Source organism: Pseudomonas sp. R5-89-07 (genome assembly GCF_003851685.1).
Taxonomy (GTDB): Bacteria; Pseudomonadota; Gammaproteobacteria; order Pseudomonadales; family Pseudomonadaceae; genus Aquipseudomonas.
Genome location: NZ_CP027727.1, coordinates 1,020,020 through 1,039,204 on the forward strand (window position 1 = coordinate 1,020,020; position 19,185 = coordinate 1,039,204).

17 protein-coding genes are annotated in these 19,185 nt (G+C 61.4%); 8 read left to right on the forward strand and 9 right to left on the reverse strand.

The window, feature by feature from the left end; genetic code table 11:
- Window positions 1–78 precede the first annotated feature (78 nt).
- Window positions 79–1,620 carry an alkaline phosphatase gene (locus C4J94_RS04570; RefSeq protein WP_124385104.1) on the forward strand — a complete coding sequence of 514 codons (1,542 nt, stop codon included), beginning with the start codon at window positions 79–81 and terminating at the stop codon, window positions 1,618–1,620.
- Window positions 1,621–1,799: 179 nt separating this feature from the next.
- Here the strand turns inward: C4J94_RS04570 and C4J94_RS04575 are convergent, their stop codons facing one another.
- Window positions 1,800–4,325: a sulfite reductase flavoprotein subunit alpha gene (locus tag C4J94_RS04575; protein WP_124385105.1), complete on the reverse strand. Its 2,526-nt coding sequence runs from the start codon at window positions 4,323–4,325 to the stop codon at window positions 1,800–1,802.
- A gap of 124 nt (window positions 4,326–4,449) precedes the next feature.
- Entirely contained in the window at window positions 4,450–6,750 is a 2,301-nt protein-coding gene (locus C4J94_RS04580; RefSeq protein WP_124385106.1) for a TonB-dependent siderophore receptor, read from the reverse strand.
- 205 nt (window positions 6,751–6,955) lie between these two features.
- On the opposite strand from C4J94_RS04580, the gene C4J94_RS04585 reads away from it, so the two are divergent.
- The 4 genes from C4J94_RS04585 to C4J94_RS04600 all read left to right on the forward strand — a co-directional run bounded on the left by C4J94_RS04585 (window position 6,956) and on the right by C4J94_RS04600 (window position 9,051).
- The gene (locus C4J94_RS04585) at window positions 6,956–7,636 is read left to right on the forward strand and encodes a Fe2+-dependent dioxygenase (RefSeq protein WP_124385107.1); all 681 of its coding nucleotides are present in this window, start codon (window positions 6,956–6,958) and stop codon (window positions 7,634–7,636) included.
- 1 nt (window position 7,637) lies between these two features.
- Window positions 7,638–8,420 (forward strand): tetratricopeptide repeat protein, encoded by a 783-nt coding sequence (locus C4J94_RS04590; RefSeq protein WP_124385108.1) that lies wholly within the window; start codon window positions 7,638–7,640, stop codon window positions 8,418–8,420.
- An 89-nt stretch (window positions 8,421–8,509) separates the two neighbouring features.
- Window positions 8,510–8,776: a CopG family ribbon-helix-helix protein gene (locus C4J94_RS04595; RefSeq protein ID WP_124385109.1), complete on the forward strand. Its 267-nt coding sequence runs from the start codon at window positions 8,510–8,512 to the stop codon at window positions 8,774–8,776.
- Window positions 8,776–9,051: a type II toxin-antitoxin system RelE/ParE family toxin gene (locus C4J94_RS04600; protein ID WP_218566818.1), complete on the forward strand. Its 276-nt coding sequence runs from the start codon at window positions 8,776–8,778 to the stop codon at window positions 9,049–9,051. The genes C4J94_RS04595 and C4J94_RS04600 overlap by 1 nt, the downstream gene beginning before the upstream one ends.
- 82 nt (window positions 9,052–9,133) lie before the next feature.
- Here C4J94_RS04600 and C4J94_RS04605 read toward each other — a convergent pair whose 3' ends face one another.
- The 5 genes from C4J94_RS04605 to C4J94_RS04625 form a co-directional block, all read right to left on the reverse strand.
- Window positions 9,134–10,297 carry a type III PLP-dependent enzyme gene (locus C4J94_RS04605; RefSeq protein ID WP_014716890.1) on the reverse strand — a complete coding sequence of 388 codons (1,164 nt, stop codon included), beginning with the start codon at window positions 10,295–10,297 and terminating at the stop codon, window positions 9,134–9,136.
- Window positions 10,298–10,770: 473 nt separating this feature from the next.
- Window positions 10,771–11,928 (reverse strand): betaine/proline/choline family ABC transporter ATP-binding protein, encoded by a 1,158-nt coding sequence (locus C4J94_RS04610; protein WP_005784718.1) that lies wholly within the window; start codon window positions 11,926–11,928, stop codon window positions 10,771–10,773.
- Window positions 11,925–12,578, reverse strand: a complete 654-nt coding sequence (locus C4J94_RS04615; protein ID WP_124385110.1) for an ABC transporter permease — start codon at window positions 12,576–12,578, stop codon at window positions 11,925–11,927. The genes C4J94_RS04610 and C4J94_RS04615 overlap by 4 nt, the downstream gene beginning before the upstream one ends.
- Window positions 12,579–12,589: 11 nt before the next feature.
- Window positions 12,590–13,486, reverse strand: a complete 897-nt coding sequence (locus C4J94_RS04620; protein WP_124385111.1) for a glycine betaine ABC transporter substrate-binding protein — start codon at window positions 13,484–13,486, stop codon at window positions 12,590–12,592.
- 19 nt (window positions 13,487–13,505) lie between these two features.
- The gene (locus C4J94_RS04625; RefSeq protein ID WP_124385112.1) at window positions 13,506–14,222 is read right to left on the reverse strand and encodes an ABC transporter permease; all 717 of its coding nucleotides are present in this window, start codon (window positions 14,220–14,222) and stop codon (window positions 13,506–13,508) included.
- Window positions 14,223–14,553: 331 nt separating this feature from the next.
- On the opposite strand from C4J94_RS04625, the gene C4J94_RS04630 reads away from it, so the two are divergent.
- The 3 genes from C4J94_RS04630 (at window position 14,554) to C4J94_RS04640 (ending at window position 17,031) form a co-directional block, all read left to right on the forward strand.
- Window positions 14,554–16,137, forward strand: a complete 1,584-nt coding sequence (locus C4J94_RS04630) for a peptide chain release factor 3 (protein ID WP_124385113.1) — start codon at window positions 14,554–14,556, stop codon at window positions 16,135–16,137.
- Window positions 16,138–16,432: 295 nt separating this feature from the next.
- On the forward strand, window positions 16,433–16,678 hold the full coding sequence (locus tag C4J94_RS04635; protein WP_124385114.1) for a hypothetical protein: 246 nt from the start codon (window positions 16,433–16,435) through the stop codon (window positions 16,676–16,678).
- Window positions 16,679–16,773: 95 nt separating this feature from the next.
- Window positions 16,774–17,031 (forward strand): hypothetical protein, encoded by a 258-nt coding sequence (locus tag C4J94_RS04640; protein WP_124385115.1) that lies wholly within the window; start codon window positions 16,774–16,776, stop codon window positions 17,029–17,031.
- A 204-nt stretch (window positions 17,032–17,235) separates the two neighbouring features.
- Here the strand turns inward: C4J94_RS04640 and C4J94_RS04645 are convergent, their stop codons facing one another.
- Window positions 17,236–18,207, reverse strand: a complete 972-nt coding sequence (locus tag C4J94_RS04645) for a peptide ABC transporter ATP-binding protein (protein WP_124385116.1) — start codon at window positions 18,205–18,207, stop codon at window positions 17,236–17,238.
- The gene (locus C4J94_RS04650; protein WP_124385117.1) at window positions 18,207–19,175 is read right to left on the reverse strand and encodes an ABC transporter ATP-binding protein; all 969 of its coding nucleotides are present in this window, start codon (window positions 19,173–19,175) and stop codon (window positions 18,207–18,209) included. Before C4J94_RS04650 ends, C4J94_RS04645 begins: the two co-directional genes overlap by 1 nt.
- Window positions 19,176–19,185 lie beyond the last annotated feature (10 nt).

Here is a 19,185-nt window from a genome sequence, read left to right on the forward strand (position 1 = left end):
TGTTTCTGAGGTCGGTGTCATAACTGTTTCATCGCCGCATGCTTAAGTGGCCCTTTTGATACTCAAGAGGGCACCCGCATGAGCCACTTCGACCTCGGCCGTCGCCGCGTGATGCAAGCTGTCGGCGCCGGCCTGCTGCTGCCGAGCCTGGCGCCGGCGGTGATTGCGTCGGTCAAGGACCGCCCGCAGCTCACCGACGGTGTGCAGTCCGGCGACCTGCTGGGCGACCGGGCGATGATCTGGAGCCGTAGCGACCGCCCGGCGCGGATGGTGGTGGAGTGGGACACCCGCAGTGTGTTCAGCAACCCACGCCGATTCGTCTCGCCCCTGGCCGATAACCGCAGTGATTTCACGGCCCGCGTCGAACTCACCGGGCTGCCCGCCGACCAGGCGATTTTCTACCGTGTGCATTTCGAAGACGCCCAGACCGGCATCGCCAGCGAGCCGTGGTTCGGCCACCTGCGCAGCGTGCCGCAACAGCGCCGCGACATTCGCTTTGTGTGGAGTGGCGACACCGTCGGCCAGGGCTTCGGCATCAACCCGGACATCGGCGGCATGCGCATCTATGAGGCCATGCGCCTGCGCCTGCCGGACTTCTTTATCCACAGTGGTGACACCATCTACGCCGACGGCCCGGTGCCGGCGCAATTGACCACCGAGGGCGGGCGCATCTGGCGCAATATCACCACCGAAGCCAAGAGCAAAGTCGCCGAAACCCTCGATGAATATCGCGGCAACTACCGCTACAACCTGCTGGACGAAAACGTGCGGCGCTTCAATGCCGAGGTGCCGCAGATCTGGCAATGGGACGACCACGAGGTGATCAATAACTGGTCATCGAGCAAACAATTGGACGAGCGTTACCAGACCCGCGACATCAACACCCTGGTCGGCCGTGCGCGCCAGGCCTGGCTGGAATATTCACCGATGCGCCGGCAAAGCGCCGACGGAGGCGGACGGATTTATCGCAAGCTCAGCTATGGGCCGCTGCTGGATGTGTTCGTGCTGGATATGCGCAGTTATCGCGGCCCCAACGACGACAACCTGGGCGCTGAAAAACCCTTCCTCGGACGCGAACAACTGGACTGGCTCAAGCGCGAACTCAAGGCCTCCCAGGCGCAGTGGAAGGTGGTCGCGGCCGACATGCCGATCGGGCTGGGCGTGCCGGACGGTGAGGTCAGCCCTGGCGTGCCACGCTGGGAAGCCATCGCCAACGGCGACCCCGGCGCGGCGCAGGGGCGTGAGCTGGAAATTGCCGAGTTGCTGGGGTTCCTGCGGGCGCACAAGGTGCGTAACCACGTCTGGCTGACCGCTGACGTGCACTATTGCGCCGCGCATCACTACCACCCGGATCGCGCGGCGTTCCAGGATTTCGAACCGTTCTGGGAGTTTGTCGCCGGGCCGTTGAATGCCGGCAGCTTCGGGCCCAATCCGCTGGACAAGACCTTCGGGCCAGAGGTGGTGTTCGAGAAAGCGCCGCCTGCGCAAAACACTTCGCCGTTTGCCGGGTTTCAGTTTTTTGGCGAAGTGCAGATTGATGGGCAGACGGCGGAGTTGACGGTGATCCTCCGAGACTTGGACGGCGTCTCGGTGTTCGAACAAAAGCTGCAGCCGGTCTGACCAGGAACGCGGTGAAAAAGTGCGGGAGGGGATGAGCCCCAATGCAAGCCAGTTAAGGCTTTCTGTAGGAGCGAGCTTGCTCGCGAAGAACTCAGGGCACCGCGTCTATTCAGAATGAACGCGTTGCCTGGGTGTTTTTCGCGAGCAAGCTCGCTCCTACAGGGGTTACGGTGTTTTTTTCAGTACACATCCCGGCGATAGCGGCCTTGTTCGATCAGGCGCTCCACCGCTTCACTGCCGAGGATATCCACCAGCGCCTGATCCACACCTGTGGCCATTCCCTGCAAACTGCCGCACACATAAATCGCTGCACCTTCGGCCAGCCATCTGCGCAACACATCCGCCGACTCACGCAGGCGATCCTGCACGTAGATTTTCTCGGCCTGGTCCCGCGAGAACGCCAGGTCCAGCAGGGCCAGGTCACCGCTGGCCAGCCAGCCTTGCAGTTCTTCCTGGCACAAATAGTCGTGAGCGATATGGCGTTCGCCAAACAGCAGCCAGTTACGCTGCTGACCGTCGGCAATGCGCGCCTTGAGCAAGCTGCGCAGGCCGGCCAGGCCAGTGCCGTTGCCCAGCAGGATCAGCGGCACCGGCGCATCGGGCAGGTGGAAGCCACTGTTGCGGCGCAGGCGCAGGCTGATGCCCGCGCCGATGGCGGCGTGTTCGGTCAGCCAGCCGGAACCCAGGCCGAGGCTGCCATTTGCATGCCGCTCCTGGCGCACGATCAGCTCCAGCACGCCGTCGCTGGCAATCGAGGCGATGGAGTATTCCCGCAGGCTCAGCGGTATCAGCGCATCGACCAGGGCCTGGGCGTGCAGGCCGACCAGGTGCGTACGGTTCTCCGGCAGTTGGCGCGTGGCCAGGGCCTGGTTGAGCGTTTGCGAAAGGCTCTCGATCAACACGCCGTCGCTGCCCGCGAGGCCGAGCCCTTCCAGGAAGTGTTCGACGGCCTGCGGGCCATTGCGCGGCAGGACTTCCACCAGGTCACCGGCCAGCCAACTGACCGGTGCGGACGGCGTGAGGCCCAGCAGGTACACGGCGGAACCGACGCTGCCAGGGTTGAGCAGGCTGCGTTGGCTCAGGGTCCAGGTTTCAAACCGGGCTGCTTGCCAAGCCGCAGCCGGCGCGTGACCGGTGAGCTGGCCGAGCTGTTGTTGCCAGGTCAGCAAGGCGTCGGCATCGCCGCTGTCGACTTCCACCGGCGCAAACAGCGGGTTGCCGCCCTGGTGGGTCAGCCAGAAATGCAGGCGCCGGGCAAAGCCGCAGAAGTGCTCGTACTGCCGATCACCCAAGGCCAGCACCGAGTAATTCATACCCTTGAGCGACACATCCTGGCCCAGCACGCTGCGTTCAAAGCCACGAGCGCTGTCGGGCGCTTCACCGTCGCCGAACGTGCTGACCACGAACAGCGCATTTTCCGACTGGCTCAGGTCGTGCTGGCTAAGGCTGCCCAGGGGCTGAACCTTCACTGGCAATCCTGCCGCCTGCAACTGCCCGGCCGTCTGCCAGGCCAATTGTTCGGCGAAACCGCTCTGGCTGGCAAAGCCGATCAACCAGGCCGGGGTATCGCTGGCGTGGGCGTCCAGACCCTTGCGCGCGTCCCTGACCTGACGTTTCTTGCGGCGTCGATCAAGGTAGAGCAGCCAGCCGGTAATGAAGAACAGTGGCATGCACAACGCGCTCACGGTGAGCACGATCCGTCCCACCAAGCCCCAGTAGCTGCCGGTGTGCAGCGCATAGACGCTGGTCAGCAACTGCGCCTTGTAGCTTTTGCTGGCGTAGCGGTCATGGGATTTGACCTCGCCGGTGGCCGGGTCCAGGTTGATCTGGTTCAGCGCACGGTCATGGGGCGAGTCTTCCAGCAGGTAAAACACGGTGGCCGGTTGCCCGGCGACGGCCGGCATGCGGATGTTGTAGGCGCTCAAGCCCGGGCCGGCGTTGCTGTAGATGCTGCTCCACATCGCTTCGTAGTTGGCCACGGGTGCCGGGCCTGCGGGCGGCGGGCCGCGCTTGCGCATGCGCTCGTTCTGCGGCGCATCGGAGAGCAGTTGGGTCACGCCACGGTTGAACCAGTCGTAGGACCAATACAGCCCGGTCAGCGCGGCCAGCAGGTAGAACAGCAGGCACCAGGTGCCGAACACCGAGTGCAGGTCCCAATTGAAGCTGCGGCCCTTTTTGCGCCAGTCCAGGGTCAACCACACGCGCCAGTTGGCGACCTGGCGCGGCCAGCGCAGGTACAGGCCGGAAAGGCAGAAGAACAGCAGGATCAGGGTGCAGGCGCCGGTGATGTTGCGTCCGGTGTCGCCCATGGCGAGGAAACGGTGCAACTGCAGGATAAAGCCGAAGACATCCTGGCCGATGGCGTCACCCACGTAATCGCCGGTGTAAGGGTCGAAGTAGCGCATCTGGCCACGGCGCTCGCCCGGTGGTGGGGTGAAGGACACACGGCCGGCGTTGCCGCTTTCGCTTTCCACCCACAGCATCGCGACGGTCTTGCCTTCGGTAGCTTCCAGCTTACGTACCAGCTCGGCGGGCGGTAGTACACCCGCCTCACGTTTTTGCACGTTCAAGACCGTGGGGTTGAGCGCCCGCAGGATTTCATCCTGGAAGGAGTACGCAGCCCCGGTGACCCCCATCAAGGCCAGCACCAGCCCGGCCGTGATGCCGAAGAACCAATGCAACTGGAACAGGGTTTTCTTCAACACGTCGGAGCGCCTCGCTTAGCTGGATATAGGTGTCACGGCGCGCATTATGCCGTGAGTTGCCGGGAAACACGCAAAAGCCCCGCGCATTCGATGCGTGGGGCTTGGGGCTGAACCTGGGCCGCGGTTAGAAGTGGAAGCTGGTAGTCAACAACGCCGTACGACCGGCCGCCTGGTTGGCGAAGTGCGTGGAGAAGGCCTTGTCGTAGTAGGTTTTGTCGGTCAGGTTCTGCACATTCAACTGCAGGTCGACGTTCTTGGTCAGCTTGTAGCTGGCCATGGCGTCGTAGCGGGTGTAGGACGGCACGTACACGGTGTTGCCCGCATCCCCGTAAACCTCGTCGACGTAGAAGGCGCCGCCGCCGACTGTCAGCTTGGGCGTGATGTCGTAGGTGGTCCACAGGCTGAAGGAGTTCTTCGGCGTGTTGGGCATCTGGTTGCCTTTGTTGGAACCGGCGCTCACCACACCGTTACGCCCGTTGAGACCGGATTTGACCAGTTCGCTGTCCAGGTAGGTGTACCCGGCGAACACTTGCCAGTGCTCGGTCAGCTTGCCGCTGGCCGACAATTCGACGCCGTCGACCTGGGATTCGCCGGCGTTCTCGTAGGTGAGCGCATCCACCAGCACGCGGGTGTTTTTCTTCTCGGTGCGGAACACGGCAGCGGTCAGGGACAGGCGGTCGTGGAACAGGTCCCACTTGGTGCCCAGCTCATAGTTGACGGTTTCTTCCGGCTGCAGGTCGCTGGTGGCGGCACCGGCAGACAGCGGGTTGCCGTCGGAACCTTCGCCCACCAGGCCGCCGGCCGGCGTGGCCGATGTCGCATAGGAGGCGTAGATGCTGCCATTGTCCAAAGGCTTCCACACCAGGCCTGCCTGCCAGTTGAAGAACTGACTGTCATCCTTGATTTTGCTGCGGGCTTTCACGGTCGCACTTGGCACGGCGTTGGTGTTGGCCTCGGTGTCGAACGTGTCGTAGCGCAGGCCCACGTTCAACAGCCATTTCGGGTCCAGCTCGATGGTGTCGAACACATAGGCGGCGCGGCTGGTGGCCTTGGTGTTGGTGCCGTTGTAGTTGCGCGCGACGCTGCCGTTCCAGGCATCGTCCGGGTTCGGGTTGCTCAGCGAAGTGCACTGGCCGCCCAGGCTGCCCTTGGCCACGGTGCATATCGGGTTGGCGTTGGGGCTGACGGTGTAGCCGCTGACACGGGTTTCTTCACCGGTGAATTCCAGGCCGGTGGAGTAGGTGTTCTTGAACCCCAGTGCCTGGAAACTGCCGAACAGGTCGGTCTGGTTGGTGGTCGTGGTGGTAGTGGATACGCGGGTGTTGGCGCGGCGCCACACGGTGCCGAACTTGTTGACGTTGAGCTTGCTGTCATCCGGTTGGGTGAGCACGTAGTCCTGGCCGGTGCTGCCGTGGCGCAGGGTGTTTTTCAGCGTCATGTTGTCGTTCAGGTCATGCTCGATGGAGAAGGTGCTGATGTCGGCGCGGGTCTTGCGGAAATCGCGGCTTTTCAACCCGTAGAAATTGTTGCTGTCGCCGCCGTCGTTGGGTTTGTCGTGCACGTGGGCCGTGGCGGTCGCCGAACCGTAGCCATACGGGACACCCGAATCCGGCAGGTCGTCGCTTTCCATGTGGTAGTAGCTGAGGTTGACGCGGGTCGGTGTGCCCAGGCCGAAGGTCAGCGACGGTGCCACGCCCCAACGGTCGTAATTGATCGCATCGCGACCGGCTACGTTCTGTTCGTGGCTCATCAGGTTCAGGCGGAATGCAGCGCTGTCGTCGAGGAACTGGCGGTTCACGTCCAGCACATAGCGGCGCGTCTGGTCGGAACCGTAGGTGAAGCCGCCGTTGGTGAAATCCCGCGCCTGCGGGGTTTTGCTCACCAGGTTGAGGCTGCCACCGGCTGAGCCGCGACCGCCGAACGACGAGTTCGGGCCCTTGCTGACCTCGATGGATTCGATGTCGAAAATCTCACGACTCTGGCCGCCGGTATCGCGCACGCCGTCCAGGTAGGTGTCGCCCTGGGCGTCGAAACCGCGGATGAATGGACGGTCGCCCTGGGGGTTGCCGCCTTCACCGGCGCCGAAGGTAATGCCCGGTACGGTGCGCAAGGCATCCTGTAGCGAGGTGGCGGCGGTGTCCTTGAGCACTTGCTGCGGGACCACGGTGACCGAGCGCGGGGTGTCTACCAGCGGTGCGGTGTATTTCTGCGAAGAGGCTTTTTCTACCTGGTAGGAGGGGGTGTCCTGCTCCTGGCCGGTGATGTTGGTAGCGCCGAGGGAGATAGGGGTGCGCTCGCCTTGTGGTTCGGTGTTTTCAGCCGCCTGCGCCAAATGGGCGGCAGAGCTGGCGCTGAGGGCAACGCCGATGGCCGAAGCCAGCATGCGTGGTGAACTGGCGGTTGTTGTTGGTTTAGTGCGCGACATGACGTGTCCTTTCCCCAAGGATGTGAGGTCGCGGAATATAGGGGTAACAAGACTTTCTATCAATTGCGATACATTGCTATTCGCATTGAATTTACATTCTTTACACTTTCGCCTTACGGTTTTTGCGCGCTGGTTCGTCCCGGCGTTTTACAGGGAGGATAAGAATCAATACCATTGGCGCCTTTCCGATCTCAGGTATTGCCCCATGTTGCTGCACATTCCCGGCCTGTTCTCTCGCGAGGAGGTGCAGCGCATTCGCCAAGCCCTGGAAGAGGCCGAATGGGCCGACGGCAAAGTCACCGCCGGGCATCAATCGGCCAAGGCCAAACACAACCTGCAATTGCCCGAAGGCCATCCGTTGGCCAAGGAAATCGGCGCGGCGATGCTCGAGCGCTTGTGGAGCAACCCGCTGTTTATGTCAGCGGCGTTACCGCACAAGGTGTTTCCGCCGTTGCTCAACTGTTACACCGCCGGCGGCAGTTTTGACTTCCATATCGACAACGCCGTGCGCCAACCCAAAGGCAGTCACGAGCGAGTGCGCACCGACCTGTCATCCACGCTGTTCTTCAGCGACCCCGACGAATACGACGGCGGCGAACTGGAAATCCAGGACACCTTCGGCCTGCAGCGCGTCAAGCTTCCCGCCGGCGACATGGTGCTGTACCCCGGCTCCAGCCTGCACAAGGTCAACGCGGTGACCCGCGGTGCGCGCTACGCCTCGTTCTTCTGGACCCAAAGCCTGGTGCGTGAAGACAGTCAACGCACCCTGCTGTTCGAAATGGACGGCGCCATCCAGCAACTGAGCCGCGACGTGCCCGACCACCCGGCGCTGATCCAGCTTACGGGTACCTATCACAACCTGTTGCGTCGCTGGGTCGAGGTCTGAGATGGGGTTCCTGCTGCGTCGCCAGGAAGTGCTCAATGTCGAACAATTGCAATCGATGCTCGATGATTCCCCGGTGCGCGCCGCCCAGGCGATCCTGATCGCGGCCAGGGAAGGTGTGGTCGATGCCCAGGCCCTGCTCGGGCAGATCCTGCTGGAAGGGCGAGGCATCGCCCGCGATGAAGCGCTGGCGCTGCGCTGGTTCCGTATTGCCGCGCAGGTTGGGCACTTGATGGCGCGCAATATGGCCGGGCGTTGCCTGGAGCACGGTTGGGGCTGTGCGGCCGATGAGGCGGCGGCTGCGCGGGAATACCGGCTGGCAGCAGAGGCCGGGTTGGATTGGGGGCAGTACAACTATGCCAATCTATTGGCGACCGGTCGTGGCGTTGTGCAAGATCAGGCCCAAGCGCTGATGCTTTATCGCCAGGCGGCAGAGCAGGGCCATGCCAAGTCGATGAACCTGGTGGGGCGTTATCTGGAGGATGGGCAATATTGCCCAAGGGATTTTGACGCGGCCGTAGAGTGGTACCGGCGTTCAGCCGAGGCCGGGGATTTTCGTGGGCAGTTCAGTTATGCGGCGGTGTTGGCGGACAGTGGCCAAATCGAAGCGGCCCTGGAGTGGTTGTACAAGGCGCTGGCAGGTGGGAATCTCAAGTTCCTGCGAGTCTCCTCTAATGCATTGGCGTCTGCCGATGATCCACGCGTTCGTGCGATGGCACAGGTTTACCAAGAACACGCAGACCAACTGGAAACGGCTCTCTGGAACAAAGTCGATGAACGGCGATGAATCGAGGTTGTTGCCCCAAGTTAAATCACTATGATTAAGCTTGAATCATATTCAATCACTTGCGCCAGATATCCCCGAGGAGCGTCTTCATGGGTGCCGACACCAAAGTAATGACCGCTCACATTCCCACCGCTCTCGCTCAGAAAGTCGACCAGATGGCCGCGCGCATGGACCGCTCGCGTGGATGGGTGGTGAAGCAAGCGCTTGCCGATTGGGTCGATCAAGAGGAAGAGCGCAGTCGTTTGACGCTTGAGGCGATGGCGGATGTCGATGCGGGTCGCGTGATTGATCATCAGGCAGTGCAGGCTTGGGCTGACAGCCTGGGTACGGACTCGCCGCTGCCGGTTCCGCGCTGATGGAGCTGAAGTGGACAAACAAAGCTTTATCCGACTTGGCTCGATTGTATGACTTTCTCTCTGTAGTGAACCGCCAAGCTGCCGCCCGCACCGTGCAGTCACTGTCCCAGGCGCCGAGTATATTGCTCAGTAATCCGCGTATCGGGGAAAGAATTGAAGAGTTTTCGCCGCGAGACGTAAGAAGAGTTTTGGTCGGCCATTACGAAATGCGCTACGAAATTCAACAGTCCACACTTTATGTTTTACGGTTATGGCACGTTCGCGAGGACCGCTGAAACTTAGTAGCGCGCACAAAAAAGCCCATGACAGGTCATGGGCTATTTCTTGCAGCTTGCAGCTTAAAACTTACCGCTGCTCTTAAACATAAAACGACTTCAACGGCGGAAACCCGTTGAACTCAACTGCGCTGTAGCTGGTGGTGTAGGCACCGGTCGACAGCCAGTATAAACGGTCACCAATCGCCAGGTTCAGCGGCAGGCCGTACTTGTAGTTTTCGTACATGATGTCGGCGCTGTCGCAAGTCGGGCCGGCGATGACCACTTCTTCCATCTCGCCTTTCTTCTCGGTCCAGATCGGGAACTTGATGGCTTCGTCCATGGTTTCGATCAGGCCGGAGAACTTGCCCACATCCGTGTACACCCAGCGCTCGACGGCGGTGCGCGACTTACGCGCCACCAGCACCACTTCGCTGACCAGGATACCGGCGTTGGCGATCAGCGAACGGCCGGGTTCCAGGATGATTTCCGGCAGGTCGTCACCGAAGTCTTCCTTGAGGAAACGGATGATTTCTTCCGCGTAGGTTTCCAGGCTGTTGGTGCGGGTAATGTAGTTGGCCGGGAAGCCACCGCCCATGTTGATCAGCTTCAGGTGAATGCCGTCTTCTTCCTTCAGGCGCTCGAAGATCACTTTGACCTTGGCGATGGCCGCGTCCCACACGCTGATGTCGCGCTGCTGGGAGCCCACGTGGAACGAGATGCCGTAAGGCACCAGGCCCAGGTCACGGGCGAGGATCAGCAGGTCCATGGCCATGTCGGTCTGGCAGCCGAACTTGCGCGACAAAGGCCAGTCAGCCGTGGTCGAGCCTTCGGTGAGGATGCGCACATAGACTTTCGAGCCCGGCGCGGCCTTGGCGATGTTGCGCAGGTCGGCTTCGGAGTCGGTGGAGAACAGGCGCACGCCTTTCTCATAGAAGTAGCGGATGTCCTTGGACTTCTTGATGGTGTTGCCGTAGCTGATACGGTCGGCGCTGACGCCGCGGTCCATGACCTTGTCCAGCTCGTAGATCGATGCGATGTCGAAGCTCGAACCCTTGTCTTTCAACAGGTCGATGATCTCGACGGCCGGGTTGGCCTTGACCGCGTAATACACCTTGGCGAATTCGAAACCGGCGCGCAGGTCGTCGTAGGCCTGGCTGATCATCGCGGTGTCGATCACCACGAACGGGGTTTCCTGTTTGTCGGCGAACGCCTTCATTTTGTCAAACGTGGCGCGCGCGAAATAGTCTTCGACGTTGATCGACATGCTGGGAACTCCTAAGGGCAAACTGTAGTAATCAATGGGTGCAACTGAACGTCCTCCGTATCCCCACTTTGGTTCGCCTACTTCCCAAGGCATGTCGCCGAAAGCAAAAAGGCCATGGGCTACGCTGCCCTTGGCCTTGCTGTCTCGTCGTCAGTACTTGAGCCGGATGGATCGTTTCCAGCATGGACGTTCGGCGCGAACTTTAGGGCTTGACGGGCGTGGGATCAACTAAAAATGTCGCGTTTTTGCACGCGTTCGTCGCGCAGCCGCGTGCAGCTCCTTATGTAACCGACCGGTGTGACGGATTGATGTTCCCCGCAGAAGGGAAATTGAGGGTGCCTGTCTGATTCACCACAGGGCAAATGTGGGAGGGGGCTTGCTCCCGATAGCGGTGTGTCAGCCAAACTTCAGTGACTGACCCGCCGCAATCGGGAGCAAGCCCCCTCCCACATTTTCAGCTGTGTTGTGTCAGGTCAGGCCAGGGCGGTCTCGGCCGGGGAGACGATACTGGTCTTGCCCCCACGCGACTTGCCGGAGCTCAAATACTCGGCAATCGACTCCTGGGTCACTTCACCCAGGAACACTCGCTCGGCATCCATCACCGGCAACCACGAACGGTTGAACTCGTACATGCGCGACAGCAGGATGCGCAGGTGCTCGTCATACGCCGCCGTGGCGTTGAACTCACGCAGATACTGGCCGCAGGTACCGGTCTGACGGTGCAAGTCGCGACGGCGTACATAGCCTAGCGCCTTGTTCTCGGCGCAGGTGACCACCACATAGCGGCGGTCGTGCTCGTCCATCAGCTCCAGCGCATCGGCCACCGGCGTTTCCGGGCTCACCGACGGCGCGTTGTCTGCCGCATCTTCAGCCTTCACCAGCAGCAGACGCTTGAGGGTGCTGTCCTGGCCGACGAAGTTGCTCACAAACTCATCCGCCGGGTGCGCCAGCAGCGTATCAGGATGGTCGATCTGCAGCAGCTTGCCGGCGCGGAAGATCGCAATCTTGTCGCCCAGCTTGATGGCCTCGTCGATGTCGTGGCTGACCATGATCACGGTCTTGTTCAACGCCCGTTGCATCTCGAAGAACTCGTTCTGGATCATTTCACGGTTGATCGGGTCGACCGCGCCGAACGGTTCGTCCATCAGCAGCAATGGCGCATCAGCCGCCAGGGCGCGGATCACGCCGATGCGCTGTTGCTGGCCACCCGACAATTCACGCGGATAGCGGTGCAGGTACTGCTTGGGCTCCAGCTTGATCATGCTCATCAGTTCACGGGCACGGTCGTGGCATTTCTGCTTGTCCCAGCCGAGCAGCTTGGGCACCACCACGATGTTTTCTTCGATGGTCATGTTCGGGAACAGGCCGATCTGCTGGATCACATAGCCGATATTGCGACGCAGGGTCACTTCGTCGAGGTCGGTGGTGTCTTCGCCGTTGATCAGGATCTTGCCCGAGCTGGGCTTGATCAGGCGGTTGATCATTTTCAGCGTCGTACTCTTGCCGCAGCCCGAAGGACCGAGGAATACGCAAATTTCGCCTTCGTTGACGGTCAGGCTTACATCGTTGACGGCGGTAACAGTCTTGCCGTTGCTTTGAAAAGTCTTGGACAGGTTTTGAAGTTCGATCATTTGAGCAATCCTTTTGGAGTCAGCGAGCGTTGCAGCCATTGCAGGAGCAGGTCGGCGAAGATGGCCAGGAGACTGACCAGCACGGCGCCGACGATCAGCATCGACATGTCGCTGCGGCTGATGGAAGCCAGAATAAGTACACCCATGCCACCAGCGCCGATGGTGGCGGCGATGGTCATCACACCGATGTTCATCACTACCGCAGTGCGCACGCCGGCGAGGATCACCGGCACCGCAATCGGCAGTTCCACCATGCGCAGGCGCTGGCCAAAGGTCATGCCGATGCCTTTGGCGGCCTCGCGAATGCCCGGTTCGACACCGGTGAGCGCCAGGTAGGTGTTACGCATGATCGGCAACAGCGAGTAGAGGAACACGGCGGTGATCGCCGGCATCGGCCCCAGGCCCTGGCCGAACTTGGAATAGAACGGCAGCAGCAGGCCGAACAGTGCGATGGACGGTACGGTCAGCAGCACCGTGGCACTGGCCTGCAGCGGGCCGGCCAGGGTGGGGAAGCGCGTCATCAGGATGCCCAGGGGCACGCCGATCAGGATCGCGAGGATAACCGCGATGCCAACCAGGGTGATGTGCTGCCAGGTCAGGTGCAGGACCTGGGCCCAATCAAGGTGGGAAAAGGCGTTCAAAAATTCCATGTCTTTTCCTCTTATTGATTGATCGGATGCTGGCGCAGGAAATCTGCGGCAACAGCGGACGGGCTTTCATGGCCAACGTCGACCCGCGCATTCAGCTGGCGCATGGTTTCGTCATCGAACAGCGCGGCCAGCGGCTTGAGCTCGGCGGCCAGTTGCGGGTGCTGGTCGAGGTATTCCTTGCGGATCACCGGGGCGGCGGTGTAGTCCGGGAAGTAGTGCTTGTCGTCCTCCAGCAGCTTCAATTTGAAGGCGTTCAGGCGACCGTCGGTGGTGTAGACCAAACCGGCAAACACTTGGCCATTGCGCAGCGCGGTGTAGACCAGCCCGGCGTCCATCTGCCGGGTGTTGTTGCGCGTGAGGTTCATGTCGTACAGCTTGACCATGCCGGCCAGGCCGTCGGAGCGGTTGGCGAACTCGGTGTCCAGGGCGACCAGGCGGTGTTCCTTAGTGTCTGCGGCCATGGCGCGGGTGAGGTCACTGATGCTGTTGATCTCGGGATGTTCCTGCGCGACTTTCTCCGGCAACGCCAGGGCGTAGGTGTTGCTGAAGCGCGACGGCGACAGCCAGACCAGGCCTTTTTTCGCGTCGAGTTCCTTCACCCGTGCGTAGGACTGGGCGCTGTCGAGTTTCTCGTCGATGTGGTTGTACGCCACCAGCGACACGCCGGTGTATTCCCAGATCAGGTCCAACTGGCCGCTTTCCTGGGCGCTGCGCGCCAGGTTACTGCCCAGGCCACCGGTCACCTGGGCGTCGTAGCCCTTGGTGCGCAGGTACTGGGAGGTGATTTCGGCCAGCAGGGTCTGTTCGGTGAACACCCGGGCGCCGATGCGGATCAGGGGTTTTTCAGCGGCTTGCGCAATACCTGCAAACAGCAGGACGCAGCCGAGTACCAAGCTTAGTTTTTTCATGTCGATTCCTTACCAGGCCTTAAGACGGGCGCAACCCGCGTTCCAGCCAGAGGCGGCTGGCCAGGGTCACCAGGCCATCGAGCAGCAGTGCCAGCAGTGCGGTGCACGCGGCGCCGAGCAGCAGTTGCGGCTGATTGTTCAGGGCGATGCCGGGGAAGATCAGGCTGCCGAGGCTGTTGGCGCCGATCAGGAATGCCAGCGGCGCGGTACCGACGTTGATCGCCAGGGCCACACGCACGCCACCGATAATGATCGGCACGGCGTTGGGCAACTCCACGCGAAACAGCACCTGGCGCGGCGTCATGCCAATGCCGGTGGCGGCTTCCTTGAGTGAGCCCTGCACATTTTTCAGGCCCTCGTAGGTGTTACGCACGATGGGCAGGAGGGAGGCGAGGAACAGCGCGAAGATCGCCGGGCCGCTGCCGATGCCGAGGACGCCGAGGGCGATGGCCAGTACGGCCAGGGGAGGGACGGTGTTGCCGATATTGAAGATCTGCATGAAACGTTCTGCGCGCCCGACCATGTTCGGTCGGCTGAGCAGGATGCCAGCGGGGAGGCCCACAATCAGGGCGGCCAGCATGGACACTAAAACCAGAATCAGATGAGCTTGCAGGTAAAACAACAAATCGTCGCGGTACAGTTCGATCGTGTTGATGCCGATCCAGTGGACCAGCAGGGCCAGGAGCGCGACGACAACCGCGCCTCCTATCAGCCCTTTGCCATAGCGAATAGCCACAGGCGGACTCCTTTTTTCTTTTGTCGGCGAACACATTTCCGAGCGGCAATGCCATTACTGGCTGTCGGCAATGAGTTCGCGAAAAGCAGCTCGCCGATACTGGCAAATGCAGTATGCGATCGAGCCATGAGCGCAGCCTCGTCAGGCTAACTTGCTGATTTTTCAGCCCCTGTTCCGAGTGCGTTAGCAGGGGAGTGGACGTCTCTACCTTTTAAAAGGTTCCACACTTGGCACTATTTAGCCACCCCCAATCGGGTGAACGGTGGTCCGGCGCCTGGGGTTTGCGCTATACTCGCCGCCCTTTTTTGACTCACCTGCCAGGCGATTTCCCATGACCCACCAGGCCGCCGAAGTCGCGAAACGCCGCACTTTCGCCATTATTTCCCACCCCGATGCCGGTAAAACCACCATCACCGAAAAGCTCCTGCTGATGGGCAAGGCAATCGCGGTGGCCGGCACGGTGAAGTCCCGCAAATCCGACCGCCATGCCACGTCCGACTGGATGGAGATGGAGAAGCAACGGGGTATTTCCATTACCACGTCGGTCATGCAGTTCCCGTATCGCGACCACATGATCAACCTGCTCGATACCCCGGGCCACGAAGACTTCTCCGAAGACACCTACCGCACCCTGACCGCGGTGGACTCGGCGTTGATGGTCCTGGACGGCGGTAAAGGCGTCGAGCCACGCACAATCGCGCTGATGGACGTGTGCCGTCTGCGCGACACGCCGATTGTCAGCTTCATCAACAAACTCGACCGCGATATCCGCGACCCCATCGAGCTGCTGGATGAAATCGAAGCCGTCCTGAAGATCAAGGCCGCGCCGATTACCTGGCCGATTGGTTGCTACCGCGACTTCAAGGGCGTGTACCACCTGGCCGATGACTACATCATTGTCTACACCGCCGGCCACGGCCATGAACGCACCGATGTGAAAATCATCGAAAAGCTCGACTCCGACGAAGCGCGTGCGCACCTGGGCGACGAGTACGACCGTTTTGTCGATCAGCTGGAACTGGTGCAGGGCGCCTGCCATGAGTTCAATCAGCAGGAATTCCTCGACGGCCAGTTGACTCCAGTGTTCTTCGGGACGGCCCTGGGCAACTTCGGTGTCGATCACGTACTCGACGCCGTCGTGAACTGGGCGCCAAAGCCCCTTGCCCGCGTTGCCAACGAGCGCACCGTCGAACCGGTTGAAGAGAAATTCACCGGCTTTGTGTTCAAGATCCAGGCGAACATGGACCCCAAGCACCGCGACCGCATCGCCTTCATGCGTATCTGCTCAGGCCGTTACGAAAAAGGCATGAAGATGCGCCACGTGCGCACCGGCAAGGACGTACGCATCGGCGATGCCCTGACGTTCTTCTCCTCCGAGCGTGAACAGCTCGAAGAAGCCTACGCCGGCGACATCATCGGCCTGCACAACCACGGCACCATCCAGATCGGCGACACCTTCACCGAAGGCGAAGCGCTGGGCTTCACCGGTATCCCGCACTTCGCCCCGGAACTGTTCCGCCGCGTACGCCTGCGCGACCCGCTCAAATCCAAGCAACTGCGCCAGGGCTTGCAGCAATTGGCGGAAGAGGGCGCCACCCAGGTGTTCTTCCCCGAGCGCAGCAACGACATCATCCTCGGCGCCGTGGGTGTGCTGCAGTTCGACGTGGTCGCCAGCCGCTTGAAGGAAGAATACAAAGTGGAGTGCTCCTACGAGCCGATCACCGTGTATTCGGCGCGCTGGATCGATTGCAGCGATAAGAAGAAACTGGAAGAGTTCTCCAACAAGGCCGTGGAAAACCTGGCGGTGGACGGCGGTGGACACCTGACCTACCTGGCGCCGACGCGGGTCAACCTGGCGCTGATGGAAGAGCGCTGGCCGGACGTGAAATTCCGGGCGACGCGTGAGCACCATTAAGGGCTGAGCGGTAAAGAACAGGGCGAAGCTGTGATGGCTTCGCCCTTTTTCATGCCCGCTGCAGTCCCAAATGTGGGAGGTGGCTCAATGTAGGAGCGAGCTTGCTCGCGAAAAACGTCCAGGCAACGCGTTCATTCTGGATAAACGCGGGGGCCCTGAGTTCTTCGCGAGCAAGCTCGCTCCTACATTATTGAGGGCTTGCCCCCTCCCACATTTGGATCTTCATAACGCCATGAATTGGCGAGAACCCTGCTTCGGGTCTAGCGTTTACCCACCGACTGTAAAGGAGACTGCCGTGCGAAATGCTCAAAGTGCCATCACCCTGGTGCTGCTGGCCGCCCTGGGGCTGACAAGCTTTCCGGTATGGGCCGACGCCGGAGCGCCCCAGTGGAAAGACACCGGTCCGGTCACCAAGAAAAAGCAGAACGAGGTCAACTCGGGCAGCTGGCAACCCCAGCCCCAGCCCACAGATGTCAAAGACCCGGAAAACCCCATCAACGAAGGGGAAGACAGTGTGACCTTCGACGACGGCGAGACCTGATACCTGGCAAGAACGGCACATTCGGACTAGCTTTCATTCTGGCGACGGTAACCGCCGTCGTGAGGGGTTCACCTACTGACTGGACGGAATCGACCATGAGTATTTTTCAACGCGTGGTGTTGTTGATCAAGGTGCTGGTGCTGTTGTCCATGGGGATGTCGACAGCCTGGGCGCAGAACCCGGTGCAGGGCGCAGCGGTTGCGCAGGGTGCCCAGAGCACGCACTTGCAGTTGGCCAAGTCCGAGGCAGAGCCTGGCGATCAGGGCCAGGGCGGCAGCGAAGATGACGATGACTCGACGACCGACGAGCCGGACAGCGACACTCCGGAAGATGAAGGCGACAGCCAGACGTAAACCCTGCGCAAAAAGAAGCCCCTCCCGCCCGGCTGATGCGCAACCGGGCGGGAAGGGCTGTAAAACTCATTTACACCGCAGGCCCCCCTGTAGGAGCGAGCTTGCTCGCGAAGAACGCACGGGCAACGCGTAAAACCGGATGCCTGCGTTATCGTTGGCGCTTTTCGCGAGCAAGCCCGCTCCTACAGGGGCAATCGTCTCGCCTCAGGCCACGAATTGCTCCGCGTAGTGGCAAGCCACCTGGCGGTTATCCAGCGGCCGCAACAGCGGCTCCTCGGTGCTGCAACGCGCCGTGGCGTACGGGCAGCGCTTGTGGAAAGCACAGCCAGACGGCGGGTTCAGCGGGTTGGGCAGCTCGCCGACGATCTTGATCTTCGGCTTGTTCGGGTCCGGGTGAATGGTCGGCGTGGCCGACAGCAGCGCCTGGGTGTACGGGTGCAGGGGACGGGCGTAGATGTCTTCCTTGGGGCCCACTTCTACCGGGCGCCCGAGGTACATCACCATCACGTCGTCGGCAACGTGTTGCACCACCGCCAGGTTGTGGGAGATGAACACGTAGGCGGTGTTGAATTTCTGCTGCAGGTCCATGAACAGGTTGAGCACCTGGGCCTGAATCGACACGTCCAGCGCCGAGGTCGGTTCGTCCGCCACCAGCACTTTGGGTTGCAGCATCATCGCCCGGGCCAGGGCGATCCGCTGACGCTGGCCACCGGAGAACATGTGGGGGTAGCGCTGATAATGCTCGGGGCGCAGGCCCACTTGTTTCATCATCGCCTGCACTTTCTCGCGGCGTTCGGCGGCGGACAGGTTGGTGTTGATCAGCAGCGGCTCGCCGAGCTGGTCACCGACCTTCTGGCGTGGGTTCAACGAGGCGTACGGGCTCTGGAACACCATCTGCACGTCTTTGCGCAATTGCTTGCGCTGGGCCTTGTCGGCGCCGGCCACTTCCTGGCCGGCGATTTTAAGCGAGCCGGACGATGGCTCTTCGATCAGCGTCAAGGCACGGGCCAGGGTGGACTTGCCGCAACCCGACTCGCCTACCACGGCGAGGGTCTTGCCGGCTTCCAGTTCGAAGGACACACCATTGAGGGCGCGCACCGTGGCGTGGCCCTTGAACAGGCCACGGGACACTTCATAGTGACGGGTCAGGTCGCGGGCGGTAAGAACGACGGCCATTACGCCACCTCCTGGTTCAAGGGGTAGAAGCAGCGCGCAAGGCTGTTGGTTTTCGGATCAAGGCCGGGACGCTGGGTGCGGCAGTTATCCTGCACGTACGGGCAACGCGGCGACAGCAGGCAACCTTGCGGGCGGTCATAGCGGCCCGGCACGATGCCCGGCAGCGTGGCCAGCCGCGTGGCGCCCAGGCTGTGTTCCGGAATCGCCTTGAGCAGCGCTTCGCTGTAAGGGTGCGCCGGGATGTCGAACAGTTGCGGCACCTGGCCCACTTCCACGGCTTGGCCGGCGTACATCACGCAGACGCGCTGGGCGGTTTCAGCCACCACCGCGAGGTCGTGAGTGATCAGCACCAGGCCCATGTTCTGTTCTTTCTGCAGGGCCAGCAGCAGTTCCATGATCTGCGCCTGGATGGTTACGTCCAGGGCCGTGGTCGGTTCGTCGGCGATCAGCAGTTTCGGCTCGCCGGCAATCGCCATCGCGATAGCTACACGCTGGCTCATGCCGCCGGACAGCTGGTGCGGGTAGGCATCCATACGGCTGGCGGCGCCAGGGATTTCCACCTTTTCCAACAGTTCGATGGCGCGCTTGCGCGCTTGCTTGCCGGACATTTTCAGGTGCAGGCGCAGCACTTCTTCGATCTGGAAACCCACGGTGTAGCTGGGGTTCAGTGCGGTCATCGGGTCCTGGAACACCATCGCCAGGTCTTTGCCGACGATCTGGCGGCGCTGGCGGTTGCTCAGCTTGAGCATGTCCTTGCCGTCAAAGGTCAGTGCGTCGGCGGTGACGATGCCGGGGTGTTCGATCAGGCCCATCAGCGCCATCATGGTCACGGATTTACCCGAGCCCGACTCGCCAACGATCGCCAGTACTTCGCCTTTGTCGACCGAAATGTCCAGGCCATCGACCACCGGCACGGCGGTCTTGTCGCCGAAGCGGACGTTGAGATTCTTGATTTCTAACAGTGACATGGGAATCTCC